The sequence below is a fragment of the Pimelobacter sp. 30-1 genome, from assembly GCF_018831735.1.
Taxonomy (GTDB): Bacteria; Actinomycetota; Actinomycetes; order Propionibacteriales; family Nocardioidaceae; genus Nocardioides.
The window spans coordinates 479234-496128 of sequence record NZ_NHTS01000001.1 but is presented as its reverse complement, the minus strand read 5'-3'; the positions used below and the strand labels follow the sequence as shown (position 1 = coordinate 496128).

Genomic DNA, 16895 nt, shown 5'->3' with positions numbered 1-16895 from the left:
GAACTCGAGGGCAGGCGGACGCCGGGGTGGGGAGCAGCTGCTCCCCACCCCGGTGCCCGGACCGATCAGCCGATCGGGGTCGCGATCACGACCTGGTTCTTCGTGTAGTGGAACCGGCCGTTGCTGTAGCGGACCTTGCCCGTGCAGGTCACCAACGTGAGCTGGTGGGCACCGGTGGTCGACACCGGTCCACCGGTGAAACCCTTGGTCCGCTTCTGGGTGTAGACCTTGGTGATCCGGTACTTCTGCACCTTGCCGTCGACACCGCGCACGGTGACGACCTGGCCCACCTTGGCCTTGTTCAGCTTCCCGAACGCACCGGGCCGGTCATGACGATCAGAGACGTGACCGGCGATGACGGTCGCACCGACCGCCTCACCCGGAGCAGCCGACTGCTGCAGCCAGCCACCACGGCGCACGTTCTCCGGGATCACCATCGAACCCTTCGCCACACCCACCACGTCCAACGGAGCCCACATCCCGATCGTGGGGATCGACACACTCGCCGGACGCACCTTGCGGCCCGCGACCACCGGACCGGTGAACCCGGTCTCGATCTTGACCTTGCCGACCTCGGCCCGGTGCACCAGCGTCGTCTCCGCCGCCAACCCACACGCATGCGAAGCAGCGTCGTTGCGCCGGTCCTCACTGGTAGCGACCACCCAGGTGTAGTAGCCCGGCTTGCGGACCGTGATCGCCGGCGTACGCACCGTGCCGTTACGCGGCACGAACGTCACCGAACCGACCTTGCGCCCCGGCGTGCACATCCCCGCCGAACGCTTGGCGACCGGTCCGTACAGCGTGGCCGTACCCGTCGCGTCACCACCGGTCACGAAACCGCTGATCGTCACCACGTCGTGCAACCGGACCCCGTTCGGGACACCACCCTTGCCGACACTCATCGCGACCTTGGCCGCGGAGGCCTTGGTCGTGATGACCGGACCGCCGAGGGTGCCGGTCTCGTTGGTGACCGGGTTGGACGTCACGGAGACGGGCTCCGGCGTGACGCCACCCCGGGTCGGGCCGCGCGAGGTGACCGCGGCGGTGTTGTCGATCCCGCCACGCTTCACGTCCGCCCGCTTCACCGTGTACGTCGCGGTGAAGGTGGCCGTCTGGCCGGGCGCCAGGCTGGCGAGCGAGGCCGGGGAGACCGCGCTCAGGCCGGGCAGGGCGTCGGTGACCGCGACGTCGAACGCCGTGGCACCGCCGTCGTTGCGCACCGTGAAGGTGTAGGTGATGACGTCGTCCACGTCGGCCTTGCCGAGGGTGGCCGCGTCGACGGTCAGCTCGGACTCCTTGACGACCGAGACGTCGGGGTGGGCCACGATCGTGTCGACCTCGTCGACGTCCTCGGAGCCGACCTTGCCGCCACCGGCGTTGGGGGGCAGCTTGCCCTCCACCGCGGCCACGTTGTGGACCACACCGTCGTCGATGTCACCCTGCGTGACGACATAGGGGTCGGCGGTGAAGGTCACCGTCTCGCCCGGGGCGATCGTCGCGCTGGCCGGCGTGATGCCGGTGACCTCGGGGTCGGTGACCTCGACGTCCGTCGCCGTCACGTTGCCGGTGTTCTCCACCTCGAACGTGTAGGTGATCTCCTCACCCACGTCGGCCTTGCCGTTGCCGTTGGTGTCGTCGAGCACCGACAACTTGTCGATCGCGAGCCCCGGCGTACCGGGCACGATGCTGGTGTCGGTCTCGTCGGGCACCGAGGTGATCTCCTCGCCGCCGGGGGCGGTACCGCCCGCGGTGGCCGCATTGCTCACCGAGCCGCCGGCGTCGACGTCGCTCTGCCGGACCGTGTACGTCGCGGTGAACACCACGCTCGCACCAGGCGCGAGCGTCGCCACGCTGGCCGGCGTGGTCGCCGACAGACCCGGCATCGGGTCGTCGATCGCGACGCCGTGCATCGTGACGTTGCCGGTGTTCTCGACCAGGAACGAGTACGTGATGACCTCGCCCTTGTCCGCGACGTCGTTGTCGTTCGCGTCGGCCAGGAGCGCCGTCTTGTCGATCGACAGGCCCGGGTCGGCCTCGACCAGGTCGGTGTCGGTGGTGTCCGGCTCCGACGTGAGCTGGGTGCCGTCGGGCCCCTTGCCCTTCGCGGTGGCGGAGTTGTGCACCTCGCCGCCCTCGTCGACGTCGGCCTGCGTGACGACATACGTCGCCGTGAAGGTCGTGCTCGCACCGGGCGCCAGCGTGGCGACCTGGAGCGGGCTGGTCGGCGAGACGCCCGGCAGGGCGTCGGCGATCGCGACGTTCGTCATCGTCACGTTCCCGGTGTTCTCCACCACGAACGTGTAGGTGATGACGTCGTCCTTGTCCGCCTTGCCGGCCGCACCGTGATCGGTCGTCAGCGCCGCAGACTTGTCCACCGACAGACCCGGCGCACGGGCCACTGTGTCGGTCGACGTGGTGTCCTCGGGCGAGGTGACCTCGCCACCACCGGGCGCCGTACCGGACGCGGACGCCCGGTTCACGATCGGACCACCACTGTCGACGTCCGCCTGGGTCACCGTGTAGTCACCCGCGGTGAACACCTGCTGACCACCCGGCGCGATCGTCGCCGACGCCGGGCTGATCCCCGACACCATCGGGTCGTCGACCGCAACACCGCTCACCGTCACGTTGCCGTTGTTGCGCACCGTGAACGAGTAGGCGATCTTCTCGCCCTTGTCGGCCTTCCCGTTGCCGTTCGTGTCGTCGAGCTCGGCCTCCTTGTCCGTCAGCAGGCTCGGCGCCGCCGGGACGAGCGGCACCTCGACCTCGCTCGGCGGCGAGGTGACGCCGCCGTCGGGGCCCTCGGCGCCGGCGGTCGCGGAGTTCGCGATGTCGCCGCCCTCGTCGACGTCGGCCTGGGTCACCGTGTACGTCGCGGTGAACACCGCGTCCGCACCCGGAGCCAGCGTCGCGACACTCGCCGGCGTGATCGCCGACAGACCCGGCATCGGGTCGTCGATGGTCACGTCGGTCACCGGCTGGTTGCCGGAGTTGGTGACCGTGAAGGTGTAGGTGATGACGTCGTTCTTGTCGGCCACGTCCGGCGTACCGCCGTCGGTGGTCAGCTCGGCGGTCTTGTCCAGCGAGACCTCGGTCCGCTCGCCGACGACGAGGTGGTCCTCCACCTCTCCGCCGTCGACCGCTCCGGTCGGTGCCGGGTCGGCGACCGTCCCTGCGAAGAGCCGGACCCGGAGGTAGCTGTCGTCGCTGAGGTCGGCGGCCGCGACCGGGAAGGTCAGCGTCCGCGTCGTCGTACCGGAGGCGGCGGGGACCGTCACCAGGTTCGAGCGCTCACCGGCGTCGAAGGTGCCGTTCTCGTTGAGGTCCAGCCAGCCCGCGAGGGTCGCGGCAGCAGCGCTGTCGTTGGTGACCTCCACCTCGACCTCGGTGGCCGCACCCGCGAGCACCTCGACCGGGGCGGACAGGCCGTCCTCGTCGGCGGTGCCGTCGGTGTCGTCACCGTCCGCGGCCGCACCGGGCAGGCCGTCGGACTCGTCGTCGATCCGGCTGCCGATCATCAGCTTGGCGGTGCCGGCGTCGGCGTCGTAGTCGGTGATGCCGTGCGCGGCCGCCTCGCCACCCGTCGTGCCGTACGACGCCGGGGCGTCGCCCATGTCGGAGCACGAGAGGCCGAAGTTGTCGACGAGCGTGATGTCCTGGCCGACCTGGCCCTCCGCGGAGATCGCGAAGCGGTCCACGCTCGCCAGGATCGCGTCGAGCGCGGCCTGGCTCGGAGCCGGCGAGCCGTTGGCGACGCCGGAGCCGTTGTTGAACGCGGTCCGCCAGCGCGCGGCGACGACCGGCACCCGCACCCGGTTCCAGGCCTGGGAGTTCACGATCTGCGGGCGGAAGTTGAACCAGACGGTCTGGCCGTTGGTCCCGCGGATCGCGAGGTAGATGTCGTATCCGATACCCGTGTTGTTGCGGTAGTCGAACTGCAGGGTCTTGCCCGCAAGCGAGCTGTAGTCCTGCGTGTAGTCACCGGCGGTCAGGTCCGGCGACCAGAACTCGGTCCAGTTGCCGTCCAGGTCGGTGGTGCGCAGCGCGCCACCGGGGTTGCCGGCGCCGGCGAGCCAGCCCGAGGCAGCGGGCGGCAGCACGGTCGTCGTACCGCTGTCGGTGGTGGCGACGCGCCACCCGCCGTTGTCGGCGTCGAAGGTGACCGGCTGGCCGCAGGCACCGAACAGGTCGCGGTGCTCCGCGATCGGGACCTTGACCGTCGTCCCCGGTCCGGGCGGGGTCACGAGCTCGCCGCCGTCGGGGTCGGTGCCCTCGGCCACGGCGGTGTTCTCGATGAAGCCGCCGTTCGCGACGTCGCTCGCGGTCACGGTGTACGTCGCGGTGAAGACCGCGTCGTCGTCGGGAGCCAGCGTCGCGACGCTCGCCGGGGTGATCGCCGACAGGCCCGGCATCGGGTCGTCGATGGTCACGTCGCTGGCCGCCACGCGACCGGAGTTGGTCACCGTGAAGGTGTAGGTGATCACGTCACCGGCGTCGGCCTTGCCGACCGAGCCGTTGTCCGTGGTGATCGCGGCGGTCTTGACCAGCTCGAGGCCCGCGGTGCGCGGGCAGCCGGTGACCATCTGCGGCAGGCCGAAGCGCGAGCTCGTGCCCGCGGCGAGCGTGACGCCGCCGCTGGCGAAGTCGACGTCGGCGACGTCGGCCTGGTCGGGCGCGTTGACGACGCTGAGCGTGGCCGAGCCGCTGCCGGCGGCGTACATCCGGCCGTCGGGGCCGCGGCGGACCTGGCCACCGGTGCCGGTCAGGGCGCCGACGTGCTCCTCGGTCGCCTTGACGGCGGCGCCGTCGGCGGCACCGGCGATCTTGTAGCGCCACAGGTGCGGGGCGTCGAAGATCTTGGTGGCGTAGACGTAGTCACCCGACGGCGAGAAGTCCGCGGTGTAGAGGCGCTGGCCGCTGCCGGCCGTCGTCGCCGAGGCCCACTCCAGGCGCTGGGCGAACTGACCGGTGGCCGCGTCGAAGTCCAGCAGCCGGATCTTCGAGGCGGTGGTCTCGTTGCCGCCGCCCTGCGTGCTGGTCATCAGCACGCGCGACAGGTCGGGGCTGAGGTTGAACGAGCTGTACTGGTTCAGGTTGTTGGTCGGCATCACGCTGATCACCGGGTCGCCCGCGGTGAGCGGACCGGCGCCGTCGGGGTCGGCCGGGCCGGTCCCGTCGAACAGGTACGCGCGCACGTGGGGCGAGCTGTTCTGCGCGGCGATGACCCAGAAGCCGGTGCCGTCGGCGTTCGGGAGCGCGGTGAGGCCCTCCGCGGCGCCGTTGGCCGGACCGAGGTCGACGTTCTTGGTGGCGGTCACGTCACCCTTGCCGCCGTCGAGCGCCATGTCGACGACCGAGTAGCGCAGCTGGCCGTTGACGGCCTCGGCACCACTGGTGGTGACGACGAAGTAGATGCCCTCCTGGTCGAGCGAGGGGAACGCCGCGACGGTCTGGGTGGCCGAGACGTTGCCCGTCAGGCCGCCGCCGTTGGGCATGACCGCGTGGAGCTTGTTGAAGATCGCGGTGCCGTTGGCCCAGAACTGGAGCGCGCCGTTGACGTCGGAGACGACGGTGGTGCCCTCCGCGGAGGCGATGCCGGTCGACGCCGTCGGGGTGGTCGGTACGGCGGTGCCGGCGGCGGTGAAGTCGAGACCCGCGCCGTTGCCGAAGTACCACCAGCGCTGCGTCGCGCGGGACTCGGCGGGCAGGCAGTCGACCTGCGGCAGGCTGCGGGTGCCGACCTCCAGGGTGGCCTCGCCGGGCTGCTCGAGGCCGGCCAGGTCGGTGCTGTCGGTGCCCTCGCTGGTGATCTCGTCACCGGGCTGCTTGGCCGGGTCGGTGACCACGTCGATCGTGATCGTGCACGACTCCTGGCCCGCGTCGAGGTCACCCTTGAAGCCGACGGACGACCCGCCGGCGGTGCCGCCGGCGGTGACCGCACCGTTGGTGCAGGTCGTCGTGAAGCGCGGCGCGGGGGCGATCTTGACGCCCGCCGGGAGGTTCTCGGTGAACGACCAGCCGTTCTTGGAGCCGAGCTCCGAGGTGTTGGTGACCGTGAACGTCATCGTCGTCGGGAAGCCCGCGGGGACGCCGGTCTGGAAGGACTTGTCGAGCTGCGGGGTGACGTCGAGGACGCGCAGGTTGTCGAAGGCGACGTCGTTGCCGCCGCCACCGCCCACCGCGACGTCGTTGACGACCCGGAAGCCGAACTGGGTGCCGCTGAAGAGCACCGATCCGGTCGCGTTGACGGTGCCGACGCTGAACGCGCGGTTGCTGCCGTCGCCCGGGCCGGTCACGGAGACCGCCTGCATGCCCGGGTCCGTGCAGGGCACGACGGGCGCGGCCTGCGCGGCGTGTGCGGTGCCGCCGTCGAGGAGGTAGAAGCTCAGCCGGGAACGTCCGGCCGGCTGGTTGCAGAACGCCTCGGCCACGTCGATGCTGAACGACAGGAAGCGGTCCTGCACGGTGAGGCTGCCGGTGTTCTCGGTCTCCAGGTGGACCATCCCCGCCGTCGACGCACCACTGGTGGTGAAGTCGACGACCGCGTGGTTCCCGGCCGGGTTCGCGGGGGTCTGCACCTCGCCGAGCGCCTGGGCGAACGCTCGGGACCAGTTGTAGAAGTTGTTGCTCGGGCTGCACCCGGTCGCGGCCTGGTTGTCGGCGTCCCGCGTGAAGATCACGCCGTTGCACGCGGTGTCGTCCAGGTAGTACGGGTCGGCCGTGTAGGTGAAGCCGTTGGCACCGACGTAGTCGGCGAGCAGGCTCGGCGTCGCGGAGACGCCGTTCTCGAAGTCCTCGGTGAACAGGACGGCAGGATCGGACGGTACGCCGGGATCACCCGGTGCTGCCGTGGCCGGCGCACTGAGCGCCACCACGGGTACGACGGTCGCGGTGCCGGCGACGAGCGCCAGCGCCAGACCGGAGAGGGCCTTCTTCACGTGGGACCTTCCGCTTCGGAGCAGTGTGGGGGGTGGGGGGCAGGGCTCAGCACGCTCCGAGATCGCGTGGCAGACCGATTGCTCCTAGGCATATCGAGGTCTGCCGGGACAAGGGCACGGTCGGGGGAAGGACCTCCCCCGGAACTTCACCCGGTCGTGCCGTGGCGCTGGATCAGCGCGGGTCCGACAGCGTGGTGCTGAGCCCCGCGAGCACCCCGCGGAGGTGGGTCAGGATCTCGATCTCGGCGTCCGGGGCGAGGGCCGCCTGCGCCGCGTCGATCTCGCGCTGGAGCCGCCAGAGCCGGTGCTGCACGAGCGCGTCGAACTCCGTCGTACGCCGGACGACCGGTCCCAGGCTGCTGCCCTGCATCTGTCCACCTCTGCTCGTCCGGAGCAGCGCGACCCGGGTCATGCCGCTCGGGCCGCGCTGCACGGGGGACGCTCCGAAGGTCCCGCGGCCACCGTGCCCCGCCGGGACAGCACCGGCATCACGTTCGCGCGGGTGTCACCCGCGATATCACCCGGGTCAGGGCAGCGCGATGGGCGCCACGGTGAGCTCCAGCCGCGCCCGCTCCGGGTACGACGACTGGCGCCGCGTCTCGTCCTCGACCGCGACGAAGGCGTCGACGACCGACGAGAAGGGTCCGGTGAAGTAGATCGACCCGTCCTCGGGGTCCCGGGCCACCATGATGTGCGGCCCGTCGGCGAGGTCGGTCGTGGCGCGCGCCAGGAGGCGCTGGACCCAGTGCTCGATGAGACCCGGTTCCGATGTGTCCATGTCGACTCCCTCCCACCGAGGGGTCCGGCCTCCCAGCCCGGACCCCTCGGCCCCCCTGCTTGCTCCCTGCAGAGAAGACGCGATCCGGCGCCGTTCATGACGCGACTTCTCAGGTCAACCAGCGCGCGAACTCCTCGACGCTCCGCGCGCCGCGCGGCCCGACGAAGATCCGGCTCTCGTCGGCGGGCGCCTCCGGGTCGCAGAGCACCGCGACCTGGGTGCCGGTCGCGGGCTGCTCGGCGACCGGGATCGTGCACGGCGGGCGGGTCCAGCGGTCGGTGCCGGCGGCGTCGATGAAGCGGACCGTCAGCCGGCTGGTCGCGGTGACCTCGCCGGACACGATCCGGCCGGTCTCGAGCAGGTCGGCGATCCGGGCCGTCCGGGCGCGGTGCCGGCGGCGGACCTCGACGGCGATCGCGAGCGCGAGGAGGGCGAGCACCCACGCCAGGATCGGCCACCAGACGTCGACGCGGTACCAGATCCAGTGCGTGGTGCCCCAGGCCTCGTCGTCGCCGAACGTCGGGTCGGTGCGGGTGCCGACCACGAGGGGTGCCGTCATCTGCGGGCACGCCAGCGTCACGCCGACGGCGGCGCCGACCGCGGCCACGGGGATCGGGCCGACGACCGGGTAGCGCAGCCGTGAGCCCGGCGCCGACCGGGCCAGGACCGTGCTGAGGAGGCCGAGACCGAGCACGGCGCACAGGCCGACCGGGAACATCCAGAACCACGAGTCGAGCCGCGAGTCCCAGCCGGCGAAGACGCCGTTGAGCTTGCTGATGCGCATGCTGTCGAGCATCGCGACGATGCCGGCGCCGGTGAGGGCGGCGGCCAGCCCGGACAGGGCGAGCACCGTGACGAGGGCGGCCGGACGGAGCGGGCTGCGGCGCAGGCGCGCGATGCGCTCGGCACGGACCTGGACAGGATCGATCGTGCTCATCGGCGCCTCCGAGTCGTCGGGGGCCGGACCCTACCCCGCGGGGACCGGTCTCAACCGTGCACGGTGCGGTGGAGCTCGGCCATCCGGGCGTCGAGCTCGTGGGCGACCCGGGCGGCCGCGGAGAGCTCGTCCATCAGCTCGGCGGGGACGTCCTTGTCGTACTTGTAGTAGATCTTGTGCTCGACGCTGGCCCAGAAGTCCATCGCGACGGTCCGGATCTGGAGCTCGACCGGCACCGTGCGGGCCGCGTCGGAGAGGAAGACGGGGACCTCGACGATCGCGTGCAGGCTGCGGTAGCCGTTGGGCTTGGGGTGCGCGATGTAGTCCTTGATCGTGCGCACGGTGACGTCCGGCTGGGTCGTGAGCATGTCGAGGACGTGATAGGCGTCGGAGATGAAGCTGCACACGATCCGGACGCCGGCGATGTCGTTGATCTGGGCGCCGATCGCGTCGGGGTCGAGCGGCTCGAGCGGTACGCCGAGCCGGGCCGCCTTGGCGCGCAGGCTCTCGATCGACTTGAGCCGCGAGCTGACGTGCTCGATCGGGCTGCCGGTGCCCCGGAAGGCGAGCTCCTCGCGCAGGATGTTGATCTTGGTCAGCATCTCGTCGAGGCCGAACTTGTAGTGCAGCAGGAACTGCCCGAGGGCGCGGTCGAACCCGGACGGCTCGTCCGCGGACTCCTCTCGTGACGGAGCGCTGGCAGTGGTCACGAGACGAGTCTGCCCGGTGGCCGGTGACCGCCCGGAGGCGGCCACCGGCCTCAGGCGATCAGCTCACCGCGTCGAGCGCGTCGAGCACGCCCTCGCCGTAGTAGCTGTTGTTGCGATCGGACCCCACGCACGGCGCGCCGGCGGTCGTGGTGCCACAGGCGTGGTCGTCGGCCTGGGCGCGCAGCTTGGCGACCATCTGGGCGGGCGTCCAGCGCGGGTGCACCGACTTCATCAGGGCCAGGACGCCCGCCACGTGCGGCGAGGCCATCGACGTACCCGACTTGAGGCCGTAGCCGTTGCCGTTGACGATGGTCGACAGGATCCGCGAGCCGGGGGCCGCGACGTCGATGACACCAAGACCGCGGTTGCTGAAGCCGGACAGCCGGTTCTCCAGCCCCGTGGTCGGGAACCGCTCCAGCGACGACACGGTCACCACGCCCGGCAGCTCGGTCGGGATGTCCTGGCAGCCGTTGTTGAGCGTGCGCTCGACGGGGGTGCCGTCGTCGGGGCTGCCGCTGTCGGTCGTCTTGTTCGCCAGGTCGTACGACGAGTTGCCGGCCGCCGCCGCGTGGACGACGCCCTGGTCGGTCGACCAGGCCACCGCACGGCGGACCGCCTCCTTGGCGGCGTACTGGTCGGGCTGGTCCTCGCAGTAGAACTCGAACGGGTCGACGTAGTAGCTGTTGTTGGTCACGTCCATGCCGCGCTCACCGGCCCACATGAAGCCGCAGACGGCGTACTCGGGGTAGATGAAGCCGTCGTCGTTGACCACCTTGACCGCGGCCATCCGGACGCCGGGGGCCACGCCCACGATGCCCGTTCCGTTGCGCGCGGCACCGATCGTGCCGGCGACGTGCGTGCCGTGGTCGCTCGTGGTCGGGTACCAACCGGTCGGCGAGCGGTCCGGGCGGCCGGCGTCGCTGCAGTTGACCGAGTCCCGGACGTTGATATTGGCGGCCAGGTCCGGGTGGTCCGGGTCGATGCCGCTGTCGAGGACGCCCACGACGACCCGGCGGGAGCCGTCGGTGATCGCGTGCGCCTGGTCGGCCTTGATCATCTGCATGTCCCACTGCTCGGCCTCGCGCGGGTCGGGCGCGACGGCCACGGTCCGCTCGCTGCCGGCGCCGTCGGCGTCCCGCTGCGGGGCGGCCTTGCGGAGCTGACCCTTGCCGGGCCCCCACGGGGACGCGACACCCTCGGGCGTGCCCTCGCTGACCGGGACGGTGCGGGTCGCGCCGACCGACTCGAGCGCGTGGCCCGCGCGGCGTCGTACGTCATCGCGGAAGGCGGCACGGTCGCTGTGCGCGACGACGACGCCGATCTGCGGCCAGGTCTGGATCACCACGCCGCCGGACGCGCGCACGGCACGCTCGACGAGGCGGGTCTGGCCCGGGTTGGCGTGCTTGGCGTTGAGGACGTAGGCCGAGACGGCCCCGTCCGGGGTACTGATCGGCACCGGGGTCGACGGCGGGCCGCCGGCGGGTCCGGAGCCGGGCCCGGGAGCCGCGGTGGCTCCGGGCGTGGACACGGCGAGGCCGGCCAGGGTGAGGCCGGTGGCTGCCGCGAGGACGACGGCGCGGAGCCGTCGGTTGCTGCGCAAGGACATGGATGTCCCCTTTCCGAGAGGCGCGGGTGTGCGCCTGCGCATCTTCACACCTGACTGTGTCCTGCGTCACGTGGGGTGGCGGTCCCCCGCAGGACGACCGGCGCGCCGCGGTACGTCGGCACGCGCGTCCCCGCGTCGTACGCCGCCCGGGCGGCCCGGCCGATCCGCGGGGCGTGCGGCGGGGAGGTGTCGGCGGTGCCGGTCGCCGCGGTGGCGTGGGCGAGCGTCGAGACCGCCCGCAGCGCCTGCCAGACCACGTCGGCGTCGGCCCGGACCCGCGGGTCGTCGTACCCGCCGACGGCGAGCCGGCCAGGCTCCCGGTCGATACCGCGCAGCACCTGCACCTGGGCGGTCGCCGCGCCGGGCGCCACGTCCACCGGCAGCGGGAGCACCGCCTGCAGGCCGCCGCAGTCCAGCGCGTCGGGCAGGCTCGCGTGGCGGTGCCGCTCGGCCGCCGCGGGCGGGCCCGGCGGGACGCACCACCACCCGGCCCCGGGCAGGCCGCCGGGCGACCGCCTCGCCGAGGGCCTCCTCGTCGGCCGGGAGCAGCCACGTCGTCGTCTGCCTGCTCTGCCGGGTGCCGCTCGCCATGGCCCGACCCTACGAGGAGCCCGGACCGGGCCTGGCCTACCGTGTCAGCCGTGTTCCTCTACGAGTTCGAGGGGCGTCGCCCCCAGGTCCACCCCGAGGCGTTCGTCGCCCCGACGGCGACGCTGATCGGCGACGTACGGGTCGAGAAGGGCGCGAGCATCTGGTACGGCGCCGTCCTGCGCGCCGACATCTGCACGATCATCGTCCGCGAGGGCTCCAACGTGCAGGACAACTCGGTCGTCCACGGGGCCCCCGAGGTCACCGTCGAGATCGGCCCGCACGCCACGATCGCCCACGCGTGCGTCTTCCACGGCGACAAGATCGGCGAGAAGTCGCTGCTCGGCAACGCCAGCACGATCCTCGACGGCGCGACGATCGGCGCGGGCAGCCTGGTCGCGGCAGGAGCGGTCATCACCCCCGGCAAGGAGATCCCCGACGGGGTCCTCGCCGCGGGCGCGCCGGCCGAGCCGAAGAAGCCCATCGAGGGCACCGGCGCGCAGTTCTGGGTCGAGACCAACGCGCCGTACTACGCCGACCTCGCCACCCGGCACCGCACGGGCGTCGTCGCCGTGCCGGACGAGCGGACCGAGCTTGCCTAGAGCGGCGCTATAAGGTGCCTAGGTGTCGCGCGACAACAGCTCCTCGTCGATCGGCGCGCAGTACCGGACCCTGACCGAGGGCCTCCAGAAGCGGATCCCCCCTTATGCCGCGACGCTCCTCGGTACGTGGGCCGTGGTGTGCGCCGTCACCGCGCTCTTCCCTCCCCTGCGCCATGCGGTCCGGCCCGAGCTGTTCTGGATCAACGAGAACTTCCTGCTGCTGCGGCCGAACCTCGCCTACGCCACCTTCCTCGGGCTCCTCGCCGCCGCGCTCAGCACGCGCAAGCGCGCCGGCTGGCGGGTGCTCGTGGTCTTCCTCGTCTTCAACCTCGCCGATGCCACCGGTGACCTGACCACGCGCTCGCGCAGCGGGCTCGCGGTGACCGTCGCGATCGTGCTGCTGGTGCTGGTCCTGCTCGCCCGCAAGGGGTTCACCACGCGGGTGCGCTCGCGGTCGGTGATCAAGGCGGGCGTCGTCCTGGCGTGCACGCTCGCGGTCAGCATCGGGATCGGCTTCCTGCTCATCGAGGTGCTGCCCGGCACGCTCCCGGCCGACCAGCGGCTGCTGTGGTCGGTCAACCGCGCGACGGGTGGCATCCTCGGCCCGCGCGCCTTCGACGGGCACCCGTCGGAGTGGGCGAGCGACTTCATCGGCTTCCTCGGCGCGGTCTCGCTGCTCGGCTCGTTCGCCGTGGTCTTCCAGTCCCAGGCGCTCGACGCCGTGCTGCGCCGGCCCGAGGAGCGGGCGATCCGGGCGCTGCTCGACGAGTACGGCCGGGGCGACTCGCTGGGCTACTTCGCGACCCGCCGCGACAAGGCCGCCATGTTCTCCGAGGACGGCCGCGCGGCCGTCCTCTACCGGGTCGAGATCGGCGTCTGCCTGGCCAGCGGGGATCCGATCGGCGACCCCGGCGCCTGGCCGTCGGCGATCGCCCGCTGGCAGCAGTACGCCGACGACCACGGCTGGTCCCAGGCGGTGCTCGGTGCCAGCGAGCGCGGCGCCCAGCAGTACGAGCGGGCCGGCCTGACCGCGCTCCAGCTCGGCGACGAGGCGATCATCGACGTCGCGACGTTCAACCAGAACCGCAACCGGCTGCGCCCCGTCCGCCAGGCCGTACGACGCGTCGAGCGCCAGGGCATCACCGTCCGGATCCGGCGGCACCACCAGGTCCCCGAGGACGAGATGGACCTGATCAGCGAGCTCGCCGAGCGCTGGCGCGGCGACGAGCCCGAGCGCGGCTTCTCGATGGCGCTGGGCCGGCTGGGCGACCCCGAGGACGGCGACTGCCTGCTGGTCGAGGCGCTCGACCCCGACGGCACGGTCGTGGCCCTGCTGTCGTTCGTGCCCTGGGGCCGCTCCGGCATCTCGCTCGACCTCATGCGCCGCGACCCGGAGGCGCCCAACGGCGTCATCGAGTTCCTGGTCAGCACCCTGGCCGAGCGCGGCGGCGAGCACCGCGTCGCGCAGATCTCGCTCAACTTCGCCGTGCTCCGCTCGGTCTTCCAGGAGGGCGCCCGGATCGGCGCCGGTCCGGTGCTGCGGGTGCTGCGCAAGGTGCTCCTCGTGCTCTCCCGCTACTGGCAGCTCGAGGCGCTCTACCGCTCCAACGTGAAGTTCGAGCCCAACTGGCTGCCCCGCTTCCTGTGCTACGACGACGCCCGGATGCTCGTCCGGATCGGCGTCGCGTCCGGCATCGCCGAGGGCTTCGTCAACGTGCCCGGCTGGACCCGGACCCGCCGCAAGCTCGTGCCCGAGGCGCTCCCCGAGGCCCGCGCCGACCAGATCGTCGCGTCGGTCTGCGAGCACCAGGCCCAGCGGGCGCGCGGGCGGCGTCCTCCCGAGCAGGTGCGGGTCCGCCTCGAGCGGCTCGCCGAGATGTCCGAGGCGGGGGTGCAGGCCTACCCCGCCTCGACCGGGCGTCCCTCGTCGGTCACCGACGCCCTCGCCGCCCCCGACGGTACGACGGTCACCGTGGCCGGTCGCCTCGTCGGCGTCCGCAACCACGGCGGCGTCCTCTTCGCCGAGGTCCGCGACTGGACCGGGCTGGTGCAGTGCGTCCTCCAGTGCGGCACCGAGGCCGGGGCCGAGCCGGACCTGCGCGCGTTCGTCGCCCGCTGCGACCTGGGCGACCTGGTCGAGATGACCGGCGACCTCGACCTCACCCGCACCGGCCAGCGCTCGGTCTTCGTCTCCTCGTGGCGGATGCTGGCCAAGTGCCTGCACCCGCTGCCGAGCCGGGTCAACGGCACCCTCGCCCCCGAGGTCCGGGTCCGCCAGCGCCACGTCGACCTGGCCCTCAACGACGACGCCCGCGAGCTGCTGCGCCGCCGCGGGACCGTGATCCGCCAGATCCGCGAGACCCTCCACGCGCAGGGCTACCTCGAGGTCGAGACGCCGGTCCTGCACACGGTCCACGGCGGCGCCAACGCCCGCCCGTTCACGACCTACAGCAACGCCTACGACCTGCCGCTCTCGCTGCGGATCGCGCCCGAGCTCTACCTCAAGCGCCTGTGCGTCGGCGGCGTCGACAAGGTCTACGAGCTCGGCCGGGTGTTCCGCAACGAGGGCGCCGACCGGACCCACAACCCGGAGTTCACCGCGCTCGAGGCGTACGACGCGTTCGGCGACTACACGACGATGAGGCACCTGTGCCGCGAGGTGATCGTGGCGACCGCGATCGCCGCGCACGGTGAGCCGGTGCTGGTGCGCCGCGACGACGACGGCACCGAGGAGCGCTTCCCCATCGGCGGCGAGTGGCCGGTGGTGACCGTGCACGCGGCGGTCTCCGCCGCGGTCGGCGCCGAGGTCGACTGGAGCACGCCGCTGGAGACGTGGCGCGAGCTCGCCGTACGCCACGGCGTACCGTCGGGAGAGGACCGCACGGGCGACCAGATCGTCCTCGACCTGTACGAGAAGCTGGTCGAGCCCCACACGGTCCACCCGACCTTCTACGCCGACTTCCCGACCTCCGTGTGCCCCCTGACCCGATCCCGTGACGACGTGCCGGCGCTCGCCGAGCGCTGGGACCTGGTCGCCTTCGGCATGGAGATCGCGACCGCCTACAGCGAGCTGACCGACCCGGTCGAGCAGCGCCGCCGGCTCGAGGAGCAGTCGCTGCTCGCCGCCGGCGGCGACGCCGAGGCGATGGTGGTCGACGAGCAGTTCCTCCAGGCACTCGAGTTCGGCCTGCCGCCGACGGGAGGAATCGGCATCGGGGTCGACCGCCTGCTCATGCTGCTCTCGGGAGAGTCCATCCGCGCGACGCTGGCGTTCCCCCTCGTCCGCCCCGGCACGACGGCGGAGGTGCCATGAGCGCGTTCCGGCGCCGGCTCGCCCGGCGGGTGTCCATGGCGCTGCTCGTCACCGGCGGCGTCGTCTACGCCTCGTGGGTGCTGCAGTTCGTGCTGCCCGTGCACATCGACCCGGTGACGAGCTTCATCAGCGAGCTCTCCGCGGTCGGCCAGCCCTTCCGGCGGGTGTTCCGCACCCTCGACCTGATCGGCGGCGCGCTGCTCCTGCTCGGCGGAGCCGCCGCGTGGTGGCAGAGCCGGCGCTGGCCGGGCGTCTGGGCGCCGCTGGTCGTGCTCGGCACCTGCATCGTGCTCGAGGCGCTGCTGCCGCTCGAGGAGTCGTTCACCGACGTCCAGCTGCCCGACCCGGGCACGAGCTCGTGGTGGGCCCGGATCACCGAGCCCCACGGCGTGATCAGCTTCATCGAGACCAACGCCTTCCTGGTGCTGCTCGTGACCTGCACCCTGGCCCTGCGCCGGATCGACGCACCCGTGCGGCGCCGCCGCGCGCTGGCTGTCGTCGGCGTGGCCGCCGCCCTCAGTGGTCTAGTCGATGCGGTACTCACCGCAGCGCTCCTGGTCAACGGTGACGCGGTCGCCCTCGGCCTGGTTCAGCGTCTCGGGGTCACGCTGACCGCAACCTGGCTAGCGTTGGCGCCGACCTGGCTCCTGTGGGTCACGCTGCACCGTCGGCGGCACCGGGAGTCCGCCGCTCCCGCGGCCACCGGCAACCCCGAGAGGGGGACGCCGCCCTACGACCAGCAGCGGAAGGTGTCCTGAATGACCCTGGAGGTACTGATCGGCGGCGGCCGTGACGAGGCGCAGGTGCGCAGCCTGCTTGCCCCCTTCATCGACGAGACCGGCGGCGGCGAGGTCGTCGCCGTGGTCGTCGACGACGGCGAGGGCGTGGACCTCGACCGCTGGCGCGGCGTGCTCGCCGGCGCCGCGTCGGTCCGGTGCGTGGTCCTCTCCGCCGGACGGCCGCTGGCCGAGGCGGACGTCGCCGGCGCCGCGGGCGTCTTCGTGGCCGGCGGACTGACCCCGCTCTACGCCGAGCTGGTCACCCCGGCCCGGGCCGCACTCGCGACGGTCCCCTATGCCGGCTTCTCCGCGGGCGCGGCCATCGCCGCCGAGCGGAGCCTGGTCGGCGGCTGGCTGGTCGACGGACGCCCGGTCTGCCCCGACGACGCCGCCGAGGACCTCGACGAGGTCACCGTGGTGCCCGGCCTGGGCCGGGTCGGCTTCGCCGCCGACGTGCACGCCGCCCAGTGGGGCACCACCTCGCGGGCCCTGCACGCGGTCGCGGCCGGCCGGGTCGACGCGGCGTGCGCGATCGACGAGCACACTGCCGTGGTGGTGCGCGACGATACGGCCCGGGTCACCGGCGCGGGCTTCGCGCGGTGGATCGATGCCGGCGGCGTACGGGTCGAGGCCGGCGCCTAGGG

Annotated in this window: 11 protein-coding genes; 4 read left to right on the top strand and 7 right to left on the bottom strand. The window is 72.3% G+C overall.

Annotation, left to right across the window (positions count from 1 at the left end; all coding sequences use genetic code 11):
• Positions 1-65: 65 nt before the first annotated feature.
• The 7 genes from CCO04_RS02310 to CCO04_RS02280 form a co-directional block, all read right to left on the bottom strand.
• Positions 66-6938 (bottom strand): sortase domain-bontaining protein, encoded by a 6873-nt coding sequence (locus CCO04_RS02310; protein ID WP_215812472.1) that lies wholly within the window; start codon positions 6936-6938, stop codon positions 66-68.
• 172 nt (positions 6939-7110) lie between these two features.
• Positions 7111-7308 (bottom strand): hypothetical protein, encoded by a 198-nt coding sequence (locus CCO04_RS02305; protein ID WP_215812471.1) that lies wholly within the window; start codon positions 7306-7308, stop codon positions 7111-7113.
• 156 nt (positions 7309-7464) lie between these two features.
• The gene (locus CCO04_RS02300) at positions 7465-7716 is read right to left on the bottom strand and encodes a hypothetical protein (RefSeq protein ID WP_215812470.1); all 252 of its coding nucleotides are present in this window, start codon (positions 7714-7716) and stop codon (positions 7465-7467) included.
• 109 nt (positions 7717-7825) lie between these two features.
• The gene (locus tag CCO04_RS02295; RefSeq protein ID WP_215812469.1) at positions 7826-8653 is read right to left on the bottom strand and encodes a hypothetical protein; all 828 of its coding nucleotides are present in this window, start codon (positions 8651-8653) and stop codon (positions 7826-7828) included.
• Positions 8654-8703: 50 nt separating this feature from the next.
• Positions 8704-9363 carry a GTP pyrophosphokinase family protein gene (locus CCO04_RS02290; RefSeq protein ID WP_257752765.1) on the bottom strand — a complete coding sequence of 220 codons (660 nt, stop codon included), beginning with the start codon at positions 9361-9363 and terminating at the stop codon, positions 8704-8706.
• Between the two features lie 58 nt (positions 9364-9421).
• Positions 9422-10969: a S8 family serine peptidase gene (locus CCO04_RS02285; protein WP_215812468.1), complete on the bottom strand. Its 1548-nt coding sequence runs from the start codon at positions 10967-10969 to the stop codon at positions 9422-9424.
• A 44-nt stretch (positions 10970-11013) separates the two neighbouring features.
• Entirely contained in the window at positions 11014-11361 is a 348-nt protein-coding gene (locus CCO04_RS02280) for a hypothetical protein (RefSeq protein WP_215812467.1), read from the bottom strand.
• 249 nt (positions 11362-11610) lie between these two features.
• Between CCO04_RS02280 and CCO04_RS29600 the strand changes: the two genes are divergently transcribed.
• Genes CCO04_RS29600 through CCO04_RS02260 form a run of 4 tightly spaced genes read left to right on the top strand, consistent with a single transcriptional unit; the run spans position 11611 to position 16893 of the window.
• Entirely contained in the window at positions 11611-12159 is a 549-nt protein-coding gene (locus CCO04_RS29600) for a gamma carbonic anhydrase family protein (RefSeq protein ID WP_215812466.1), read from the top strand.
• Between the two features lie 22 nt (positions 12160-12181).
• On the top strand, positions 12182-15472 hold the full coding sequence (gene lysX / locus CCO04_RS02270) for a bifunctional lysylphosphatidylglycerol synthetase/lysine--tRNA ligase LysX (RefSeq protein WP_215812465.1): 3291 nt from the start codon (positions 12182-12184) through the stop codon (positions 15470-15472).
• Positions 15469-16230 carry a DUF998 domain-containing protein gene (locus CCO04_RS02265; RefSeq protein ID WP_215812464.1) on the top strand — a complete coding sequence of 254 codons (762 nt, stop codon included), beginning with the start codon at positions 15469-15471 and terminating at the stop codon, positions 16228-16230. Before lysX ends, CCO04_RS02265 begins: the two co-directional genes overlap by 4 nt.
• On the top strand, positions 16231-16893 hold the full coding sequence (locus CCO04_RS02260; RefSeq protein WP_215812463.1) for a hypothetical protein: 663 nt from the start codon (positions 16231-16233) through the stop codon (positions 16891-16893).
• The last annotated feature ends 2 nt before the right edge of the window (positions 16894-16895 follow it).